This is a genomic window from Pseudonocardia broussonetiae (assembly GCF_013155125.1).
Taxonomy (GTDB): Bacteria; Actinomycetota; Actinomycetes; order Mycobacteriales; family Pseudonocardiaceae; genus Pseudonocardia; species Pseudonocardia broussonetiae.
The window spans coordinates 23606-36105 of the sequence record NZ_CP053565.1 but is presented as its reverse complement, the minus strand read 5'-3'; the positions used below and the strand labels follow the sequence as shown (position 1 = coordinate 36105).

20 protein-coding genes and 1 pseudogene are annotated in these 12500 nt (G+C 71.8%); 18 read left to right on the top strand and 3 right to left on the bottom strand.

What is annotated here, in order from left to right; genetic code table 11:
* Positions 1-224 precede the first annotated feature (224 nt).
* On the top strand, positions 225-518 hold the full coding sequence (locus tag HOP40_RS34870; protein WP_172169974.1) for a three-helix bundle dimerization domain-containing protein: 294 nt from the start codon (positions 225-227) through the stop codon (positions 516-518).
* 18 nt (positions 519-536) lie between these two features.
* Complete coding sequence (locus HOP40_RS34865; RefSeq protein ID WP_172169971.1) at positions 537-737, top strand: hypothetical protein; 201 nt, start codon at positions 537-539, stop codon at positions 735-737.
* A 570-nt stretch (positions 738-1307) separates the two neighbouring features.
* Here the strand turns inward: HOP40_RS34865 and HOP40_RS34860 are convergent.
* Complete coding sequence (locus HOP40_RS34860; RefSeq protein ID WP_172169968.1) at positions 1308-1562, bottom strand: hypothetical protein; 255 nt, start codon at positions 1560-1562, stop codon at positions 1308-1310.
* 260 nt (positions 1563-1822) lie between these two features.
* On the opposite strand from HOP40_RS34860, the gene HOP40_RS34850 reads away from it, so the two are divergent.
* Complete coding sequence (locus HOP40_RS34850) at positions 1823-2290, top strand: MarR family winged helix-turn-helix transcriptional regulator (RefSeq protein ID WP_172169962.1); 468 nt, start codon at positions 1823-1825, stop codon at positions 2288-2290.
* A 110-nt stretch (positions 2291-2400) separates the two neighbouring features.
* Here HOP40_RS34850 and HOP40_RS34845 read toward each other — a convergent pair whose 3' ends face one another.
* Positions 2401-2559, bottom strand: a complete 159-nt coding sequence (locus tag HOP40_RS34845) for a hypothetical protein (protein ID WP_172169959.1) — start codon at positions 2557-2559, stop codon at positions 2401-2403.
* A gap of 12 nt (positions 2560-2571) precedes the next feature.
* Between HOP40_RS34845 and HOP40_RS34840 the strand changes: the two genes are divergently transcribed.
* The 6 genes and pseudogenes from HOP40_RS34840 to HOP40_RS34815 all read left to right on the top strand — a co-directional run bounded on the left by HOP40_RS34840 (position 2572) and on the right by HOP40_RS34815 (position 6303).
* Positions 2572-2940, top strand: a complete 369-nt coding sequence (locus HOP40_RS34840) for a hypothetical protein (protein WP_172169956.1) — start codon at positions 2572-2574, stop codon at positions 2938-2940.
* A 5-nt stretch (positions 2941-2945) separates the two neighbouring features.
* A complete protein-coding gene (locus HOP40_RS34835; protein ID WP_172169954.1) occupies positions 2946-3353 on the top strand; it encodes a DUF6958 family protein in 408 nt (135 codons plus the stop codon).
* A gap of 48 nt (positions 3354-3401) precedes the next feature.
* Positions 3402-4235, top strand: a pseudogene (locus HOP40_RS34830) (ABC transporter ATP-binding protein).
* A 94-nt stretch (positions 4236-4329) separates the two neighbouring features.
* Complete coding sequence (locus HOP40_RS34825; protein ID WP_172169951.1) at positions 4330-5022, top strand: hypothetical protein; 693 nt, start codon at positions 4330-4332, stop codon at positions 5020-5022.
* A 109-nt stretch (positions 5023-5131) separates the two neighbouring features.
* Positions 5132-5638 carry a TetR/AcrR family transcriptional regulator gene (locus HOP40_RS34820; RefSeq protein WP_172169948.1) on the top strand — a complete coding sequence of 169 codons (507 nt, stop codon included), beginning with the start codon at positions 5132-5134 and terminating at the stop codon, positions 5636-5638.
* Positions 5639-5661: 23 nt separating this feature from the next.
* Positions 5662-6303 carry a GAP family protein gene (locus tag HOP40_RS34815; protein WP_172169945.1) on the top strand — a complete coding sequence of 214 codons (642 nt, stop codon included), beginning with the start codon at positions 5662-5664 and terminating at the stop codon, positions 6301-6303.
* A 141-nt stretch (positions 6304-6444) separates the two neighbouring features.
* Here the strand turns inward: HOP40_RS34815 and HOP40_RS34810 are convergent, their stop codons facing one another.
* On the bottom strand, positions 6445-6894 hold the full coding sequence (locus tag HOP40_RS34810) for a GNAT family N-acetyltransferase (RefSeq protein WP_172169942.1): 450 nt from the start codon (positions 6892-6894) through the stop codon (positions 6445-6447).
* A 73-nt stretch (positions 6895-6967) separates the two neighbouring features.
* On the opposite strand from HOP40_RS34810, the gene HOP40_RS34805 reads away from it, so the two are divergent.
* From HOP40_RS34805 to HOP40_RS34765, 9 genes are all read left to right on the top strand, one after another.
* Positions 6968-7567, top strand: a complete 600-nt coding sequence (locus HOP40_RS34805) for a TetR/AcrR family transcriptional regulator (protein WP_172169939.1) — start codon at positions 6968-6970, stop codon at positions 7565-7567.
* Between the two features lie 5 nt (positions 7568-7572).
* Complete coding sequence (locus HOP40_RS34800; RefSeq protein ID WP_172169936.1) at positions 7573-7794, top strand: hypothetical protein; 222 nt, start codon at positions 7573-7575, stop codon at positions 7792-7794.
* The gene (locus HOP40_RS34795; protein WP_172169933.1) at positions 7791-8141 is read left to right on the top strand and encodes a DUF1905 domain-containing protein; all 351 of its coding nucleotides are present in this window, start codon (positions 7791-7793) and stop codon (positions 8139-8141) included. The genes HOP40_RS34800 and HOP40_RS34795 overlap by 4 nt, the downstream gene beginning before the upstream one ends.
* Before the next feature lie 417 nt (positions 8142-8558).
* Positions 8559-8831 carry a hypothetical protein gene (locus tag HOP40_RS34790; protein WP_172169930.1) on the top strand — a complete coding sequence of 91 codons (273 nt, stop codon included), beginning with the start codon at positions 8559-8561 and terminating at the stop codon, positions 8829-8831.
* A 138-nt stretch (positions 8832-8969) separates the two neighbouring features.
* Positions 8970-9338: a hypothetical protein gene (locus tag HOP40_RS34785; RefSeq protein ID WP_172169927.1), complete on the top strand. Its 369-nt coding sequence runs from the start codon at positions 8970-8972 to the stop codon at positions 9336-9338.
* 298 nt (positions 9339-9636) lie between these two features.
* On the top strand, positions 9637-10452 hold the full coding sequence (locus HOP40_RS34780; protein ID WP_172169924.1) for a helix-turn-helix domain-containing protein: 816 nt from the start codon (positions 9637-9639) through the stop codon (positions 10450-10452).
* A gap of 302 nt (positions 10453-10754) precedes the next feature.
* Entirely contained in the window at positions 10755-10973 is a 219-nt protein-coding gene (locus HOP40_RS34775; protein ID WP_172169921.1) for a hypothetical protein, read from the top strand.
* Positions 10974-11041: 68 nt separating this feature from the next.
* The gene (locus HOP40_RS34770) at positions 11042-11272 is read left to right on the top strand and encodes a DUF2188 domain-containing protein (RefSeq protein ID WP_172169918.1); all 231 of its coding nucleotides are present in this window, start codon (positions 11042-11044) and stop codon (positions 11270-11272) included.
* 145 nt (positions 11273-11417) lie between these two features.
* Positions 11418-12473 (top strand): tyrosine-type recombinase/integrase, encoded by a 1056-nt coding sequence (locus HOP40_RS34765; RefSeq protein ID WP_172169915.1) that lies wholly within the window; start codon positions 11418-11420, stop codon positions 12471-12473.
* Positions 12474-12500: the final 27 nt, after the last annotated feature.

The following is a 12500-nucleotide window of genomic DNA, read 5'->3' as shown; positions in this document are numbered from 1 at the left end:
ACGGACGTTCCCACCCGGTGGCGCCAGGTGAGGAATCCGACCATGCCGCCAGCAGCATCGTCGAGAGGTACGTCGGCGCCTTCCTGCGGGCGCCGGCAGGAACGCCATGACGCACGCCGGGGCGCCCCGCCATGTGGGGAGCGGGGCTGCCCAGGCCGTCGGCTGCGCGCCGACCCGGCAGCGGTGCGTCCCGCCCAGGCCACGGCCGCGTCTGAGGGAAAGTCATGACGGGCAGCAGGGTCGGGGCGGTGCGGTCCGGGCCGGACTCGATGCACATCAGGGAGCAGGGCCCCGTCGTCGGGCTGCTGCGCCCGCAGGACGCCGGTCAGACGGATTCGATGGGCGGAGTCACCGAACGTCTGGTGGTCGAGTTCGGGGCTCGAGCGGATCCCTGCACGGTCAGCCGGGTGGTGCTCGACTGCTGCATGGATCTGCGGGGGGTCCCGGTGGGTGCGCTGCCCGAGTTGGTGGAGCGCCTGGCCCGTCAACGCCTGCTCGACGTCACCGACGCCCGGTGACCGGGCCGGGGGGCGATGATGACCACGAGGGGTTCGGCGCCGGATACGGTGACGGCGTGCTGGAGCGGTGCGGTGGTGGCGCTGCTGGGTGCGGGGTGGTGCGTGGTGCAGGCGGCACCGGTGGAGCTGGCCGGGGCGCTGGCGGTGGGTGCGGCGCTCGGGGTGCTGGGTGCGGCGCTGGCGACGCGGAGACGGCGGCTGCGCGGGTACCGCAGGTGAGCACCAGCCAGACCGGGACCACGCCGTACCCGGGATGCGCACGGCCTCCCCAGGCGGTGTCGGCGACGGTCCCCTCGGCGCGGCCCGGTGGTGGAGATCCGCTATCGGGAGGGGCCGGGGGTCATAGCGGAGCTGGGTGCGCTGTTGGTCGCCGAGCGGCGGGCTTGCCCGTTCCTGAGCTGGACCCTGCACCGTGACCGTGGGCATGCAGTGGTGCAGATCGTCGCCGATCCGGGACGTGCGGACGACCTCACTGCGAGTGCCTTGCTGACCGGGGCCCATCCGTCGTGAGCGGCGGCGCCGGACTGGGACTGTCCATCGCCCGCGGCCTCGCCCACGCCCACCGCGGCACCCTGCGGTGCCTGGCCAGCTCGGGCGGCACGGTGTTCGGGCTCGTGCTGCCGGTTGATCGGGCTGTTGGCAAGCGAACCTGCGGTGACCGTCCCGCGGCCGGTGGCCGTTCGCGGATCCTCTCCCCGTGCGGCCACGACGAACCGTGTGCTGCGCGACACCGCGTGCGCCCGTGACCAGCGGTGGTTCACCTGCGGAGCATGCGCTCGGGGCCACTGGTCAGTTCGGGGCCGGCAGCGATGCGAGGTGTTCGTCGAGCCAGTTCTCGGTGTTGCTGAGGCTCGCGGCGATGCCGTAGGAGATGACGCGGCTGGTGCTGTCCCGGGACACGCTGCCGTCGCGCTCGATTTCCTCGACGCGGTCGAGCAGGATGTAGGAGTCGTGGTTGGCGGTCACGACCGCGACGGCGACGTCGGGCCGGTGGGTGTAGGCCACGACGCTGCCGCTGAGCCCGGCCGGTGCCGGACAGCTCATCTCGAACGCGAAGTACCGACGTCTGGCCGGGTCGAGGTAGCTGAACCAGCGCTGGCAGTAGCCCCGGATGGTGCGCCCGGTCGCACACCCGGTCCCAGACCTGCGGTCGCCGGATCACGGGCCAGGGCCGCCACCTCGTGACCGCGCCGCACGAACTCCGCGACGACCAGCCGACCGGTCCGACCCGTCCCACCCAGGACCCCGACCCGCACGACGACCTCCTCGGCACCTGTACCGTACATACTCTGTACGATACATACATGTCCGCCGAGCTGCGCGTCATCGACGACGCGCTGGTCCGACTCCGCCGACTGTGGAGCGCCGCCCCCCGCCGCGTCGGCGATGCGACACCGGTCGAGATGTCCAGCGTGCTGGTGGTCGAGGCCTGCGCGCGCGGGGCGGACGCCGGGCAGGAGGTGTCGGTGGGTGAGGTGGCCCGGTTCGCCGACGTGGAGCACTCCACGGCCAGCCGACTGGTCGACCGCGCCGCGCGCAGCGGACTCGTGGAGCGCACCCCATCAGCGCACGACTCCCGCCGCACCGCCCTTGCGCTCACCCCATCAGGTCGCGAACTGCGCGAACGAGCGGTGGCCTTTCGCACCAGCTGGCTGGCCGGGATTCTCACCGGCTGGGACGACGCCGACGTGCACTCCCTCGCCACCCTGCTGGACCGCTTCGCCGCGCTCGCCGTCGAGCGCGGCGGTCCAGGAACACCAGACAGGCAGTGACCCCTGGGCTACACATCAGACACTGTTGACACAACCGGTTTCGTGTGCTCGATCGCCCACGTCGAGGCGTCGGAGACGTTGCTGGTGCCGGTGTCGGACGCGTCGATCGCTCAGCGGCCGGGTTGGGCCGAGGCTTCGGCAGCCAACCGGGTGCGCACGTCGTCGAATGCGCGGGTCATGATGTCCATCGCCGCCACCACCGCTCGGCGATCGCGCTCGGTAAGATTGGCAGTGGCGGCCCATACGTGCTCGCCGAGCGGGCGGTACACGTTGGCGAACGCTTGCCAGGTCGCCGGCTGCAGCTCGGCGACGGCCGCTCGATCGGATCCGCGATCGTGTTCCGCAACCGCACCGGGGTCGAGCAGGGCCGCCAACGCCTCACCCGCATCGAGACCGACCGCATCGATTACCGGCTGCGCAACAAGGGCCCGCGCGGACGGGAGATGACCCCCGAGGTCGACTTCCGCCTCGAGGCCCTCGACGACACCCGCACCCGCGTCCACCTGGACTTCCGGGCCACCGCCCCGCTCCCACCCGGCGCCCGCCAGCTCGCCGAACTCCTGCTCGGACGCCGGGTCCGCCGCCTACACGTGAAGGACCTCGAACTGCTCAAGGCCCACGTCGAGAACGCACCGGCGCAGACCAGCTGACCCCGATGGAGCGCGACCCGCACAGCGGCCCCGTCCCCGAGCAGGCCTGGCACGCCGACGCCCTCGCCCGCGAGCGGGGCCGCGTGCAGATCTTCAACGCGACCCGCCCCGACGGCCTCGACGGCTGGACCATGGACGCGCAGCAGTACGAGCTCATGCGCGCCCACATCCTCGACATGATCGACGAACACGCCGACGCGGACGGCACGATCGCCCTGCGCGACGTCATCGACGCCGCCCAACGGCGCTACGCCACCCACCCGCTGTTCCCCGGCGGCCGGACCCGTAACTACTGCACCTTCACCAAGGTCGATCTGGAAGCCCGCTGCGAGATCGACCGCATCCCCCGCAGCAGCCCGCAACGCATCCGCCGACACGTCCGCCGCGACACGCCGACAAGCTGTTGTCGGTGACGGGGGAGGTCGACATGGCCACCGCGTCCCTCGCGGTCCCGCGCCCCCTTGCCCACTCCGGAGAAGGCCCGGTTGGAGAAGGTCGGGTGGCGTGACCGATTCCTAGGGCCCAACGGCGCCGGGAAGTCCACCACGATCCGCCTGCTGCTCGGCCTGATCCGACCCACCGCGGGCACCGCCCGGCTGTTCGGGGTGCCCGCCGCCGAGGTGCGCGAGGCGCACAAGTAGCTCGCCTACGTGCCCGCGGACGTGGCGTTGTGGCCGGCGTTGACCGGCGCGGAGATCCTTGAACTGCTCGCCCGGGTCGGACCCGGTGTGGACCTGGCCTACCGCGAGGAGCTGGTCGAACGATTCGAGCTGGACCTGCACAAGCCGGGCAAGACCTACTCGACCGGCAACCGACAGAAGGTCGCGCTGATCGCGGCGTTCGCCACCCGCGCCCCGCTGCTGGTGCTCGACGAACCGACCAGCGGCCTGGACCCGCTGATGGAACGCGAGTTCCGGCGCTGCGTGCTCGAGGCGCGTGATCGGGGTCAGACGGTGTTCCTGAGCTCGCACCAGCTCGCCGAGGTCGAGGCGGTGTGTGACCGGGTCGCGATCCTGCGCGCGGGCCGTCTGGTCGAGGTGGCCCGGATCGTCGAGCTCCGCCGCCTGCGCCGCATGGACGTGGAGGCCACCTTCGGCGAGCCGGTGCCGGACCTGAGCGGTGTGCCTGGGGTGTCCGGCGTCGAGGAGCTGGACGGCTCCCGGGTGCGGTTCTCACTGACCGGGCCGCCCGCCGCGGCGCTGCGCGCACTGGCCGCCGCCGAGGTGACCGCGATCAGCATGCGCGAACCCACCTTGGAGGAGATCTTCCTCGACTACTACGGCGAGACCCCGTGATGAGCACCGGCGCCTTGCCCCGCACACCACCCCTGCCACCCCTTCCGTCGCGGTTCTCCGCGCGATCGGCCCGCTCACCGGGTGGGGGATCGGGGTGGGCGCCTACTACCTGCTCATCGGCACACTCACAGTGTCGATCACCGACTTCCTCACCGACAACGCCCGGTTCGCCGAACTGGCCGCCGCCGCCGGATTCGCCGGGCTGGGCTCGGTCACCGGGTTCGCCGCGGCCATGTTCAGCCTGCTCGCCATCCCCGCCGGGCTCTACGGCGCCGCCCGGATCTCCGCGACCGCGGCCGAGGAGACCAGCCGCCGCGCGGTCCTGCTGTTAGCGCAGCCGATCTCCCGGGCCCGCCTCGCCGGCACCGACCTCGCCGCGACCGCCGCCGGCACGGTGGCCCTGCTGTGCATGGCCGGTGTGGCTGCGTGGGCCGGCGCCTCGACGGTCGGCGCACCGCTCGGGCTCGGCGCCGCCCTTGCCGGGGCGCTCAACAGCGCCCCCATCGCGCTGCTGAGCATCGGGGCCGCGATGCTCGCGCTCGGCTGGGCCCCGCGCACGGTGCTGGCCATCGGCGCACTACCGGGCGCGGGCGGGTTCCTGCTGCTGGTCCTCGCCCAGAGCACCGGCGCCCCGGACTGGGTCGTGCAGCTCTCCCCGTTCGCGCACCTGGCCGCGGTCCCACAGACCACACCGGACTGGGCCGGCGCCACCGGAATGTGCACCGTGGCCGTGCTCCTGGCTGGGTTGGGTGTCCTGGTGTACCGCCGCCGCGATCTCGCCGTGTGAACCGGGCCTGATCGTTACCGGCGGCCATAGCCGGCTCGGGCGCAGGGTCAGCCGTAAAAATTGCATACCGTCTGGACGGTTCGGACCGTCCAGACGGTATGCTCTTCGGGTGAGTGTTCGTGAGCGTGTCCTCGACGCGCTACAGGAATTGATTCTTGGCGGTGATCCGGTTCCCTCGCTCGACGCGGTGGCCGCGGCGGCGGGGGTGAGCAAGGGCGGGTTGCTCCATCACTTCCGGGACCGTCGCGCGCTCGCCCACGGGCTGGTGCACCGGGCGCTCGCCGAGATCGACGCGGCGATGACAGCTGCCGCCGCGCAAGGTTCCGCGGCCGAGACGTGGCTGCGGCTCTCCGCTGTCGACGGACCCGAGCTCGTCGCCGCCCGCGCGCTGCTGTCGCTGGTGCGGGTCACCGCGAGCGGGATCGACCTGCCACCCGAGGTCGCACAAGCCGTGGCCCGCTGGCAGGCCATGATCACGACCGAGATCGGTGACCCGGTGCGGGGTGATCTGGTCCGGCTGGTGGGCGACGGGCTGTTCCTGGAGACGTTGGCCGGTGACCCACCCAACCGTGCCCGGGTCGACGCGCTGGTCGGATACCTGCTGGCGGGCCGGTGATCACGCCAGGTCTGCTGGGCGCGGTGGCCGGGCTCGCGTTCCTCGACGCGTTCAACCCCGCGACCATCGTGGCGGTGACGCTGATCCTGCTCCTGCCCGGCACGCGGCCGGTCGCCACCGCCTGCCTGTTCGTCATCGGCGCCTATCTCACCGTGCTGGCGCTCGGCGGGGTCGTCTACCTCGCCGCCGACGCCGCCGCCGACCTCGTAGCGGGCGGCCTGGTGTGGCTACGGCGAATCGCGTTCGGCATCGCCGCGGTGGTCCTGTTGTGGTCAGCGGCGCGGCGGTTGCGCTCCTACCGCAGGCAGGCGATCGCGCTACCGGGCTGGCTGTCCGGGTGGACCGCGCTACCGCTGGGCATCGTGGTCACCGGCGCCGACCTACCGAACGCATTCCCGTACTTCATCGCGATCGAACGGCTGGTATCGGCCGGGGTGCCCACCGGCGCCGGGATGCTCATCCTGGCCGGATACGCCGTGGTCTACTGCCTGCCCTGCCTGCTCCTGATCGGGGCCTGGCTGGCCTGGGGCGAGCGGGTACACCGCCGACTCGACAGGCTCTACCACCGCTTCGGTACCGCCCGCGAAGTCCCCCGCAGCCTGAGCGCCGCCGCCGGGCTCGCCGCGCTGAGCCTCACCGTCGCCAGCGTCGCGATCACCGCCTGATTCAAAGAGGAGGTGCCCGGGAACTCGCGGCGACCACGCAGGACGGACCTACCCGATCCGGCTCGACCCCGACAACCGCGCGTACAGGCCGAGACCGACCGCCGCACCGTCCAGCGGCTCGGAGTGGCGCGGCGGCATGGTTCAGGATGTGGCCACGGCTTTGCGAAACAGCACCATGTCGTCGCCATCGGCGAAGTAGTCGCGCACTCGCGCCTCCTGGTCGTAGCCACAGGCGAGGTAGAACGCCCGGGCGCGATCGAACGCCGCCGTCGCGGAGGTCTCGACCAGCAGGAGACGTTGACCGCGCGCACGCAGGTCGTGCTCCACGTGCTCCAACAGCACCCTGCCGCGACCCTGCCGGTGCCGGTCAGCTCGGACCCCGATCATTAACAGCTCCCAGGTCCGGTCCGTCGCGGTGACGGGCTCGTAGTAGGCCACGCCGATCAGCTCGTCCTCGACCTCGTCGACGACGCACCGGTGGCCGGCAGCCTGCTGACGGGCGAGGAACTCCTCCAGCAGCGCCTGGACGACGCCGGCGTCCTCGACGTCGAACAATTCCGAGGCGACGGCGAGCGCGGCGACCGCGGGCACATCAGCGGGGGTGACAGGTCGGATCATGCCGCAGAATGTATCGTGAGGTACAGAATCGGGCGAAGGGATTGCGGTGCGGACCGAACCGAGCACGGCCAAGGGCCGTGCCACTGTGCAGCGCATCCTCGACGCGGCGTGTGTGCTGTTCGCCCGGCAGGGGATCCGGGCAACGACGCTCGACCAGGTCGGGGCGGCGTCCGGGTCCGGGCGGGGGCAGCTGTACCTGTACTTCACCGGGAAGGCCGGCCTGGTCGCCGCGGTCGTCGCCCAGCAGGTGCAGCGGGTGCTCGACGCCCAGCAGCCGCTGCTGGGCACGATCGCCACCGCGGCCGACGTACGGAGGTGGTGCGCGCTCGCCGCCGAGCAGTACGCGGCGGACGATGTGATGCGGTGCCCGATCGGGTCGCTGGTGCACGAACTCGGCGAACGGGACGGCGCCGCGCGCGCCGCACTGGCCGATGGCTTCGCCCGCTGGCGCGACGCGCTGGCGATGGGGTTGCGGCGGGCGCAGCAGCATGGGGAACTAGCCCCCGGGGCCGACCCGGACGCTGTCGCGGCCGCGCTGCTCGCCGCCTACCAGGGCGGTGTCCTCCTCGCCGGGGCCCTCGGCGACCGCGATCTGCTACGACTCGCGCTCGATGGGGTCACTCGACCCGTCCTGCGCGACGTATAGGGCCGATGGTCATCATCGGACCGGTTCTGGCCGTCATAGCCAGCATCGGCTATGGGATGAGCGATGTGCTCAGCGGGACGGCGGTGCGCCGCCGCTCCATCGCCGTGGTGGCCCTGTCGGCGCAGATCACGGGTCTGGCGCTGCTCGCTGTGGTCGCGACCGTCGTGCGGCCCGCGGTGGAGTGGGCGCGGCACCGTCGGGACGCGGTCGCTACGGTCCGGGGGTGAGCGTGAGGTTTCGGACCGTCGTGCAACGCCACCACGACCCGACTACGGTGCTGCCGGTACCTAGGGCGGTGATGCTGCGGCTGAGCCCGCGCCGCCGCGTCCGTGTGCAGGTCACCTTGCCCGGCTACCGATACCGGACCACGATCGCCGCGGTCGGCGACTGGTTCTTCATCCCGTTCGGCCAGACCCGCCAGCGCCACACCGGAATCATCGTCGGCGACGAGGTCGAGGTCGTCGTCGATCTCGATTCACCACCGCTGGGAAGCGACCATTCCATGGTGAATCCCATGGCATCGGGGGCGCCGCGAATGAGCATCGCACGGAATCGCACGCCCCTCCAGCGCTGATGCGCGCGGCTGCGGAAGCCCGAGGCGGCAACGGCCGCCCGCCCTGGCCCGGAAGACCGGCCTGCAGACCTCAGCCGCCCTCGCGGTGGGCCCTCCTCGCGGTGATCAACGTCCTCCTAGTTGTCGTGCCCTGGATGCTGCTGTGCGCCATCGAGCGCACCGGCCATCTCGGCCGGCATCCAAACGCACCCCGTGACCTCGACTAACCGACTCGCAGGCAGTGGGCTCGCCGGGCCGCCAGCCCACGGGTCGACCTCCAGCAACACGCGGAGCTCGGCGAACGCGGCCAGCGCCGCGGCGGGCAGCGCGTCGAGCTGGTGCTGGATGTGGTCGTCTGGCTCTGTCAAGGTAAATGGGCGCCGGGGTGACGAAGTTATTGGCCCCACCGGCTCCGGGCGTCGGTGAGATGCTTGGTGTGTGCCGGATGACCTGCGTGCGGCTGTTGAGGCGGTCGCCGTCGCGCTCGACGCGCTTCGCGCTGCCCCCGGCGCGGTGGCGGTGATCGGCGCAGTGGACCAGGCCGCGGCGGCCGTGGCCGTCCTCGAGCCGGATCTGACCGGGCAGGTCCTGCAGCAGCTGGTGCTCACCATCGAGCACGGCCATCGGGTCGGGCTGGCGCACTCGCCGCAGCTGGAGAGGGCATACCGGGCCGCGGCGGTGGCGCTGCAGATCGACCCGCGCTGGGTGTGAAGCGCGGGCGGGACGGCGTGGTCAGAGTCGTGGGCTGCCGGGTTGGTGCGGGGTGGTGAAGCCGAGGGCGTCGGTGAACCATCCGACGCCGGCATGGGGGTGGTAACCGCGGTCGGTGAGGAACGGATCAGTCAGATCGTGTCGACACACGACCTCAACCAACGTCTCCGATCAGTACACCTAGTCGACGACGTGCTCGCCGCGGCGATCGTCGCCGAACGCGCCAACGGCGTCGGCTGGGACCTGATCGGTGAGGCCCTCGGCGTCGACCCCGACCGGGCCCGCGAGCAGTGGGCCCCGACCGTGACGCGCTGGGACGCCGACCTCGCCCGCGCCGCCGGCCCGGCCCAGCCCACGAGGACGACGATCTGCCCGACGTCCTCGCCCGCCCACGGTGCGCGCCCGCAAGCTGGCGGCGCGGGGACGGCGGGCGGCGACATGGGCAGCGGGCTGGTGACGGTGTCCGCAGCGCAACCGGCGGATGGATCGGCGTCGCCACCGTCCTGATCGCCACCACCAATGACGGCACCTTCAAAGCCGACGACTGTCAATGGCCAGCTCGTGCTCTCTGGGGCTGAGTAATCGGCCTCGCGGATAGCGGCGTAATCGGCCTCGCGGATAGCGGCGGGTTGGCAACAGGCGCCGCTTCAGATCCGCGGGCAGAGGTCGCCATGCCCCGGACAACCGGCGCAGTGACGTAGGTCACCAGAAGTTGTTGGGGGGTGGCGGCTCGGCCAGCACTAGAAGGGAGCATCGACTGCCGTACGGAGTAGGCAGTCAATGCACCCGACCGGAGACAGCCGTTATGGATCGTGCACGGGCCGCCCGGCCCTGGCTGGGCGAACGGTCCCGCCGCGATCCGTGGCGCTCGGATGAGCCACTACAACCTGCCCGGGACGATGCCGACGTCGACCACGAAGGCGACGAGGATGAGGCGACCCGCGCACGGCGGGAGAAGATCGAGCGGTTGGCCGCCGACGTCGACCTGCATCTGCGCCTCGCCCTGATCGGGTTCACCGGACCGGAGTACCACGAGTTTCAGACCGAGCTGACCCGCTACGGCCTCGACGTGATGACTGGCTGGCTGCGCAGCGGGAAGATCTTCGCCAAGATGCACGACGCCCGACTCGGGATCGCCCATCCGCGCGAGGGCGCTCTCGACCACGACGCCCAGGACGAGCTTGCCGGGGAGACCGTCGCGATCGCGCTGCACCGGTTCCACCACGACGTCCTGCTGCGCGGCAAGTGGGATCCGCGCAAGGGCGCCAGCCTCACGACGTACTTCATCGGCCAGTGCAAGATCCGATTTGCCAACATCTACCGATCCTGGCTGGAGAAGGAGACCGGCGGCGCGCGATTGATCGACCCCACGGCCGCGGATCCGCGCATGAACACTCCGACCGCGACGATCGACAGCCCCGAGTGGAAGGCGGTGGCACGGGGCTACATCCGCCGCGGAACCCGCGCTGTGCGCGACCCACGCGTCCACCGTGTACTGGAACTGATCGCCACCGACCACACCCAGGCCGAGATCGCCGTTGACCTCGGTGTGTCGGAAAAGGCGATCGAGCGGATGCTCGCCAACAACCGCGACCGGATCAGGAAGCTGGGAATCGCATGACCCACCGCCGCATGCCACCCCCGACGACGCCACCGCCGAACCCCCCGCCGGCCGGGGCCCCGACGCCGTCGATGTCCGCGCTCATCGCCCGGTCCTCGCTGGGCGCCCGTGATGCTCGACGGGCCCGCGCACGCGTCGATGTCGCAGTCGCCCAGCGCATCGTCGAGCGCGCCGCCCGCCGCCCCACCGCGATCCGACCGCAACATCTTGGGGGGTGATCCGTACTTCGGCACTACACCTTCGGTGTCGACGCAATCTCAACCCGGGACTGCGCGACACGAACACCAAGAAAAGGTGCCCCCATGTCCCGCTCCTCCCGCTCCGGATCCGCGCGCAGCGCGATCTCCGGCCGCTACGTCACCGCCGCCACCGCAGCCCGCCACCCGCGCACCACCGTGACCCACGCTGCCGGTGCCAGCCGGGCGACCGGCACCGCGCACCGCAGCGCGATCACCGGCCGCTACGTCGCGGCGGCCACCGCGGCCCGCCACCCGCGCACCACGGTCACCGAGAACGGCTGACCCAGACGATTCACCCGGAGCGGTCGTCCCCCGGCGGCCGCCACTCGAGCACCATGAAAGGAACCACCATGGCTGAGGGCGACATCCACACCAGCAAGCAGGGCGACCGCTGGGTGAACAAGGCCGAGGGCAACGAGCGCGCATCCAACAGCGCACCGACCAAGGCCGAGGCCCAGGCAACAGGCCGCGAGATGGCGATCGACCGCGGGGTCGAGCACGTCATCCACAACCAGGACGGCCGGATCGGCGAGCGCAACACCTACCCCCGCAGCCGCGACCCCAAGAGCTCGAAGGGCTGACCCGCAGCCCAGAGATCGCCGTTGAGCCGCCGGTACGACGAAGGGAACCTTCCCCCGTCACCCGGCGGCTCAGCAGGCCCTCGGCAAACCTGGTGATAACCCGCTATATCACCAGGTTGTCGGTGCCCGCCGCTACCGTCGGCTCGTGACCGACCTCGCGCTCCCACTCCCCTCTCCCCCGGCGGTCGTGGACGGGTACGCGTCCACCCGGGCGCCGGGCGTCAGGATGGCCGGCGAGCTCGTCGCGCACGTCGTGGCCGAGCTCCCCGCGCTGGCCGGGTTGGACGACCGGGACCGGCTGCTGGCGGCGGCGTGGTTGGCCAGCCTGCGCTCGGCCCGCACCCGCCGCTCGTATGCCGGGGACCTGCTCGGGTGGCGGGCGTGGCTGGCCGAGCGCGGCATCGAGCTGCTCGACGCGGCCCGGGTGCATGTGGATCTGTGGGTGCGCGCCCAGCAGCACGCCGGCGCCGGGGACGCGTCGGTGCGCCGGCGGTTGTCGGGGATCGGATCGTTCTACCGCTACTGCCTGTCCCACGATCTCGCCAACAGCGATCCGGCGGCCGGGGTGGCGCGGCCGCGGGTGGATCCGGATTACACCGCGACGGTGGGTTTGTCGCGGGAGCAGGGCCGGGCGTTGATCGCCGCGGCGGACGCCGACACCGGCCGGTCGCGGTTGCGCTCCGCGGCGGTGATCCGGTTGCTGCTGCACAACGCGCTGCGCGTCGACGAGGCTCTCGGTGCGGACATCGCCGATCTCGGCACCGATCGCGGCCATCAGGTGCTGACCGTGCTGGGCAAGGGCAACCGGCGGGCGAAGGTCGCGATCACCCCGGGCACCCTCACCGCGTTGCACGCCTACCTCGACGACCGGGCCGCTGCTGCCGGCGCCGGTGCGGCGGGGTGGCGTGGGATGGGTGGGCCGCTGCTGGCCACCACCTCCGGCGGTCGGATGCGCCCGTCCCAGCTGTGGGAGCTGGTCCGCCGACTGGCCGCCGCGGCCGGGATCGGCGAGTGGGACCGGCTCTCGGCGCACTCGCTGCGCCACACCGGCATCACCATGGCCCTGGACGCCGGGGTGCCGCTGCGCGATGTGCAGGACTACGCCCGGCACCGCGACGCCCGCACCACCCGTCGCTACGACCACTCCCGCGACAGCCTCGACCGTTCCGCCGCCTACGCGGTGGCCGCCTACCTCAGCTAACGACCGTGACGTCCGAGCGTGCGACCA

Bases quoted from the DNA above. Each gene is read 5' to 3' on its own strand.
- HOP40_RS34870 (WP_172169974.1), top strand. From the start codon at position 225: ATGACGGGCAGCAGGGTCGGGGCGGTGCGGTCCGGGCCGGACTCGATG.
- HOP40_RS34865 (WP_172169971.1), top strand. From the start codon at position 537: ATGACCACGAGGGGTTCGGCGCCGGATACGGTGACGGCGTGCTGGAGC.
- HOP40_RS34860 (WP_172169968.1), bottom strand. From the start codon at position 1,562: ATGAGCTGTCCGGCACCGGCCGGGCTCAGCGGCAGCGTCGTGGCCTAC.
- HOP40_RS34850 (WP_172169962.1), top strand. From the start codon at position 1,823: ATGTCCGCCGAGCTGCGCGTCATCGACGACGCGCTGGTCCGACTCCGC.
- HOP40_RS34835 (WP_172169954.1), top strand. From the start codon at position 2,946: ATGGAGCGCGACCCGCACAGCGGCCCCGTCCCCGAGCAGGCCTGGCAC.
- HOP40_RS34800 (WP_172169936.1), top strand. From the start codon at position 7,573: ATGGTCATCATCGGACCGGTTCTGGCCGTCATAGCCAGCATCGGCTAT.
- HOP40_RS34780 (WP_172169924.1), top strand. From the start codon at position 9,637: ATGGATCGTGCACGGGCCGCCCGGCCCTGGCTGGGCGAACGGTCCCGC.
- HOP40_RS34775 (WP_172169921.1), top strand. From the start codon at position 10,755: ATGTCCCGCTCCTCCCGCTCCGGATCCGCGCGCAGCGCGATCTCCGGC.
- HOP40_RS34770 (WP_172169918.1), top strand. From the start codon at position 11,042: ATGGCTGAGGGCGACATCCACACCAGCAAGCAGGGCGACCGCTGGGTG.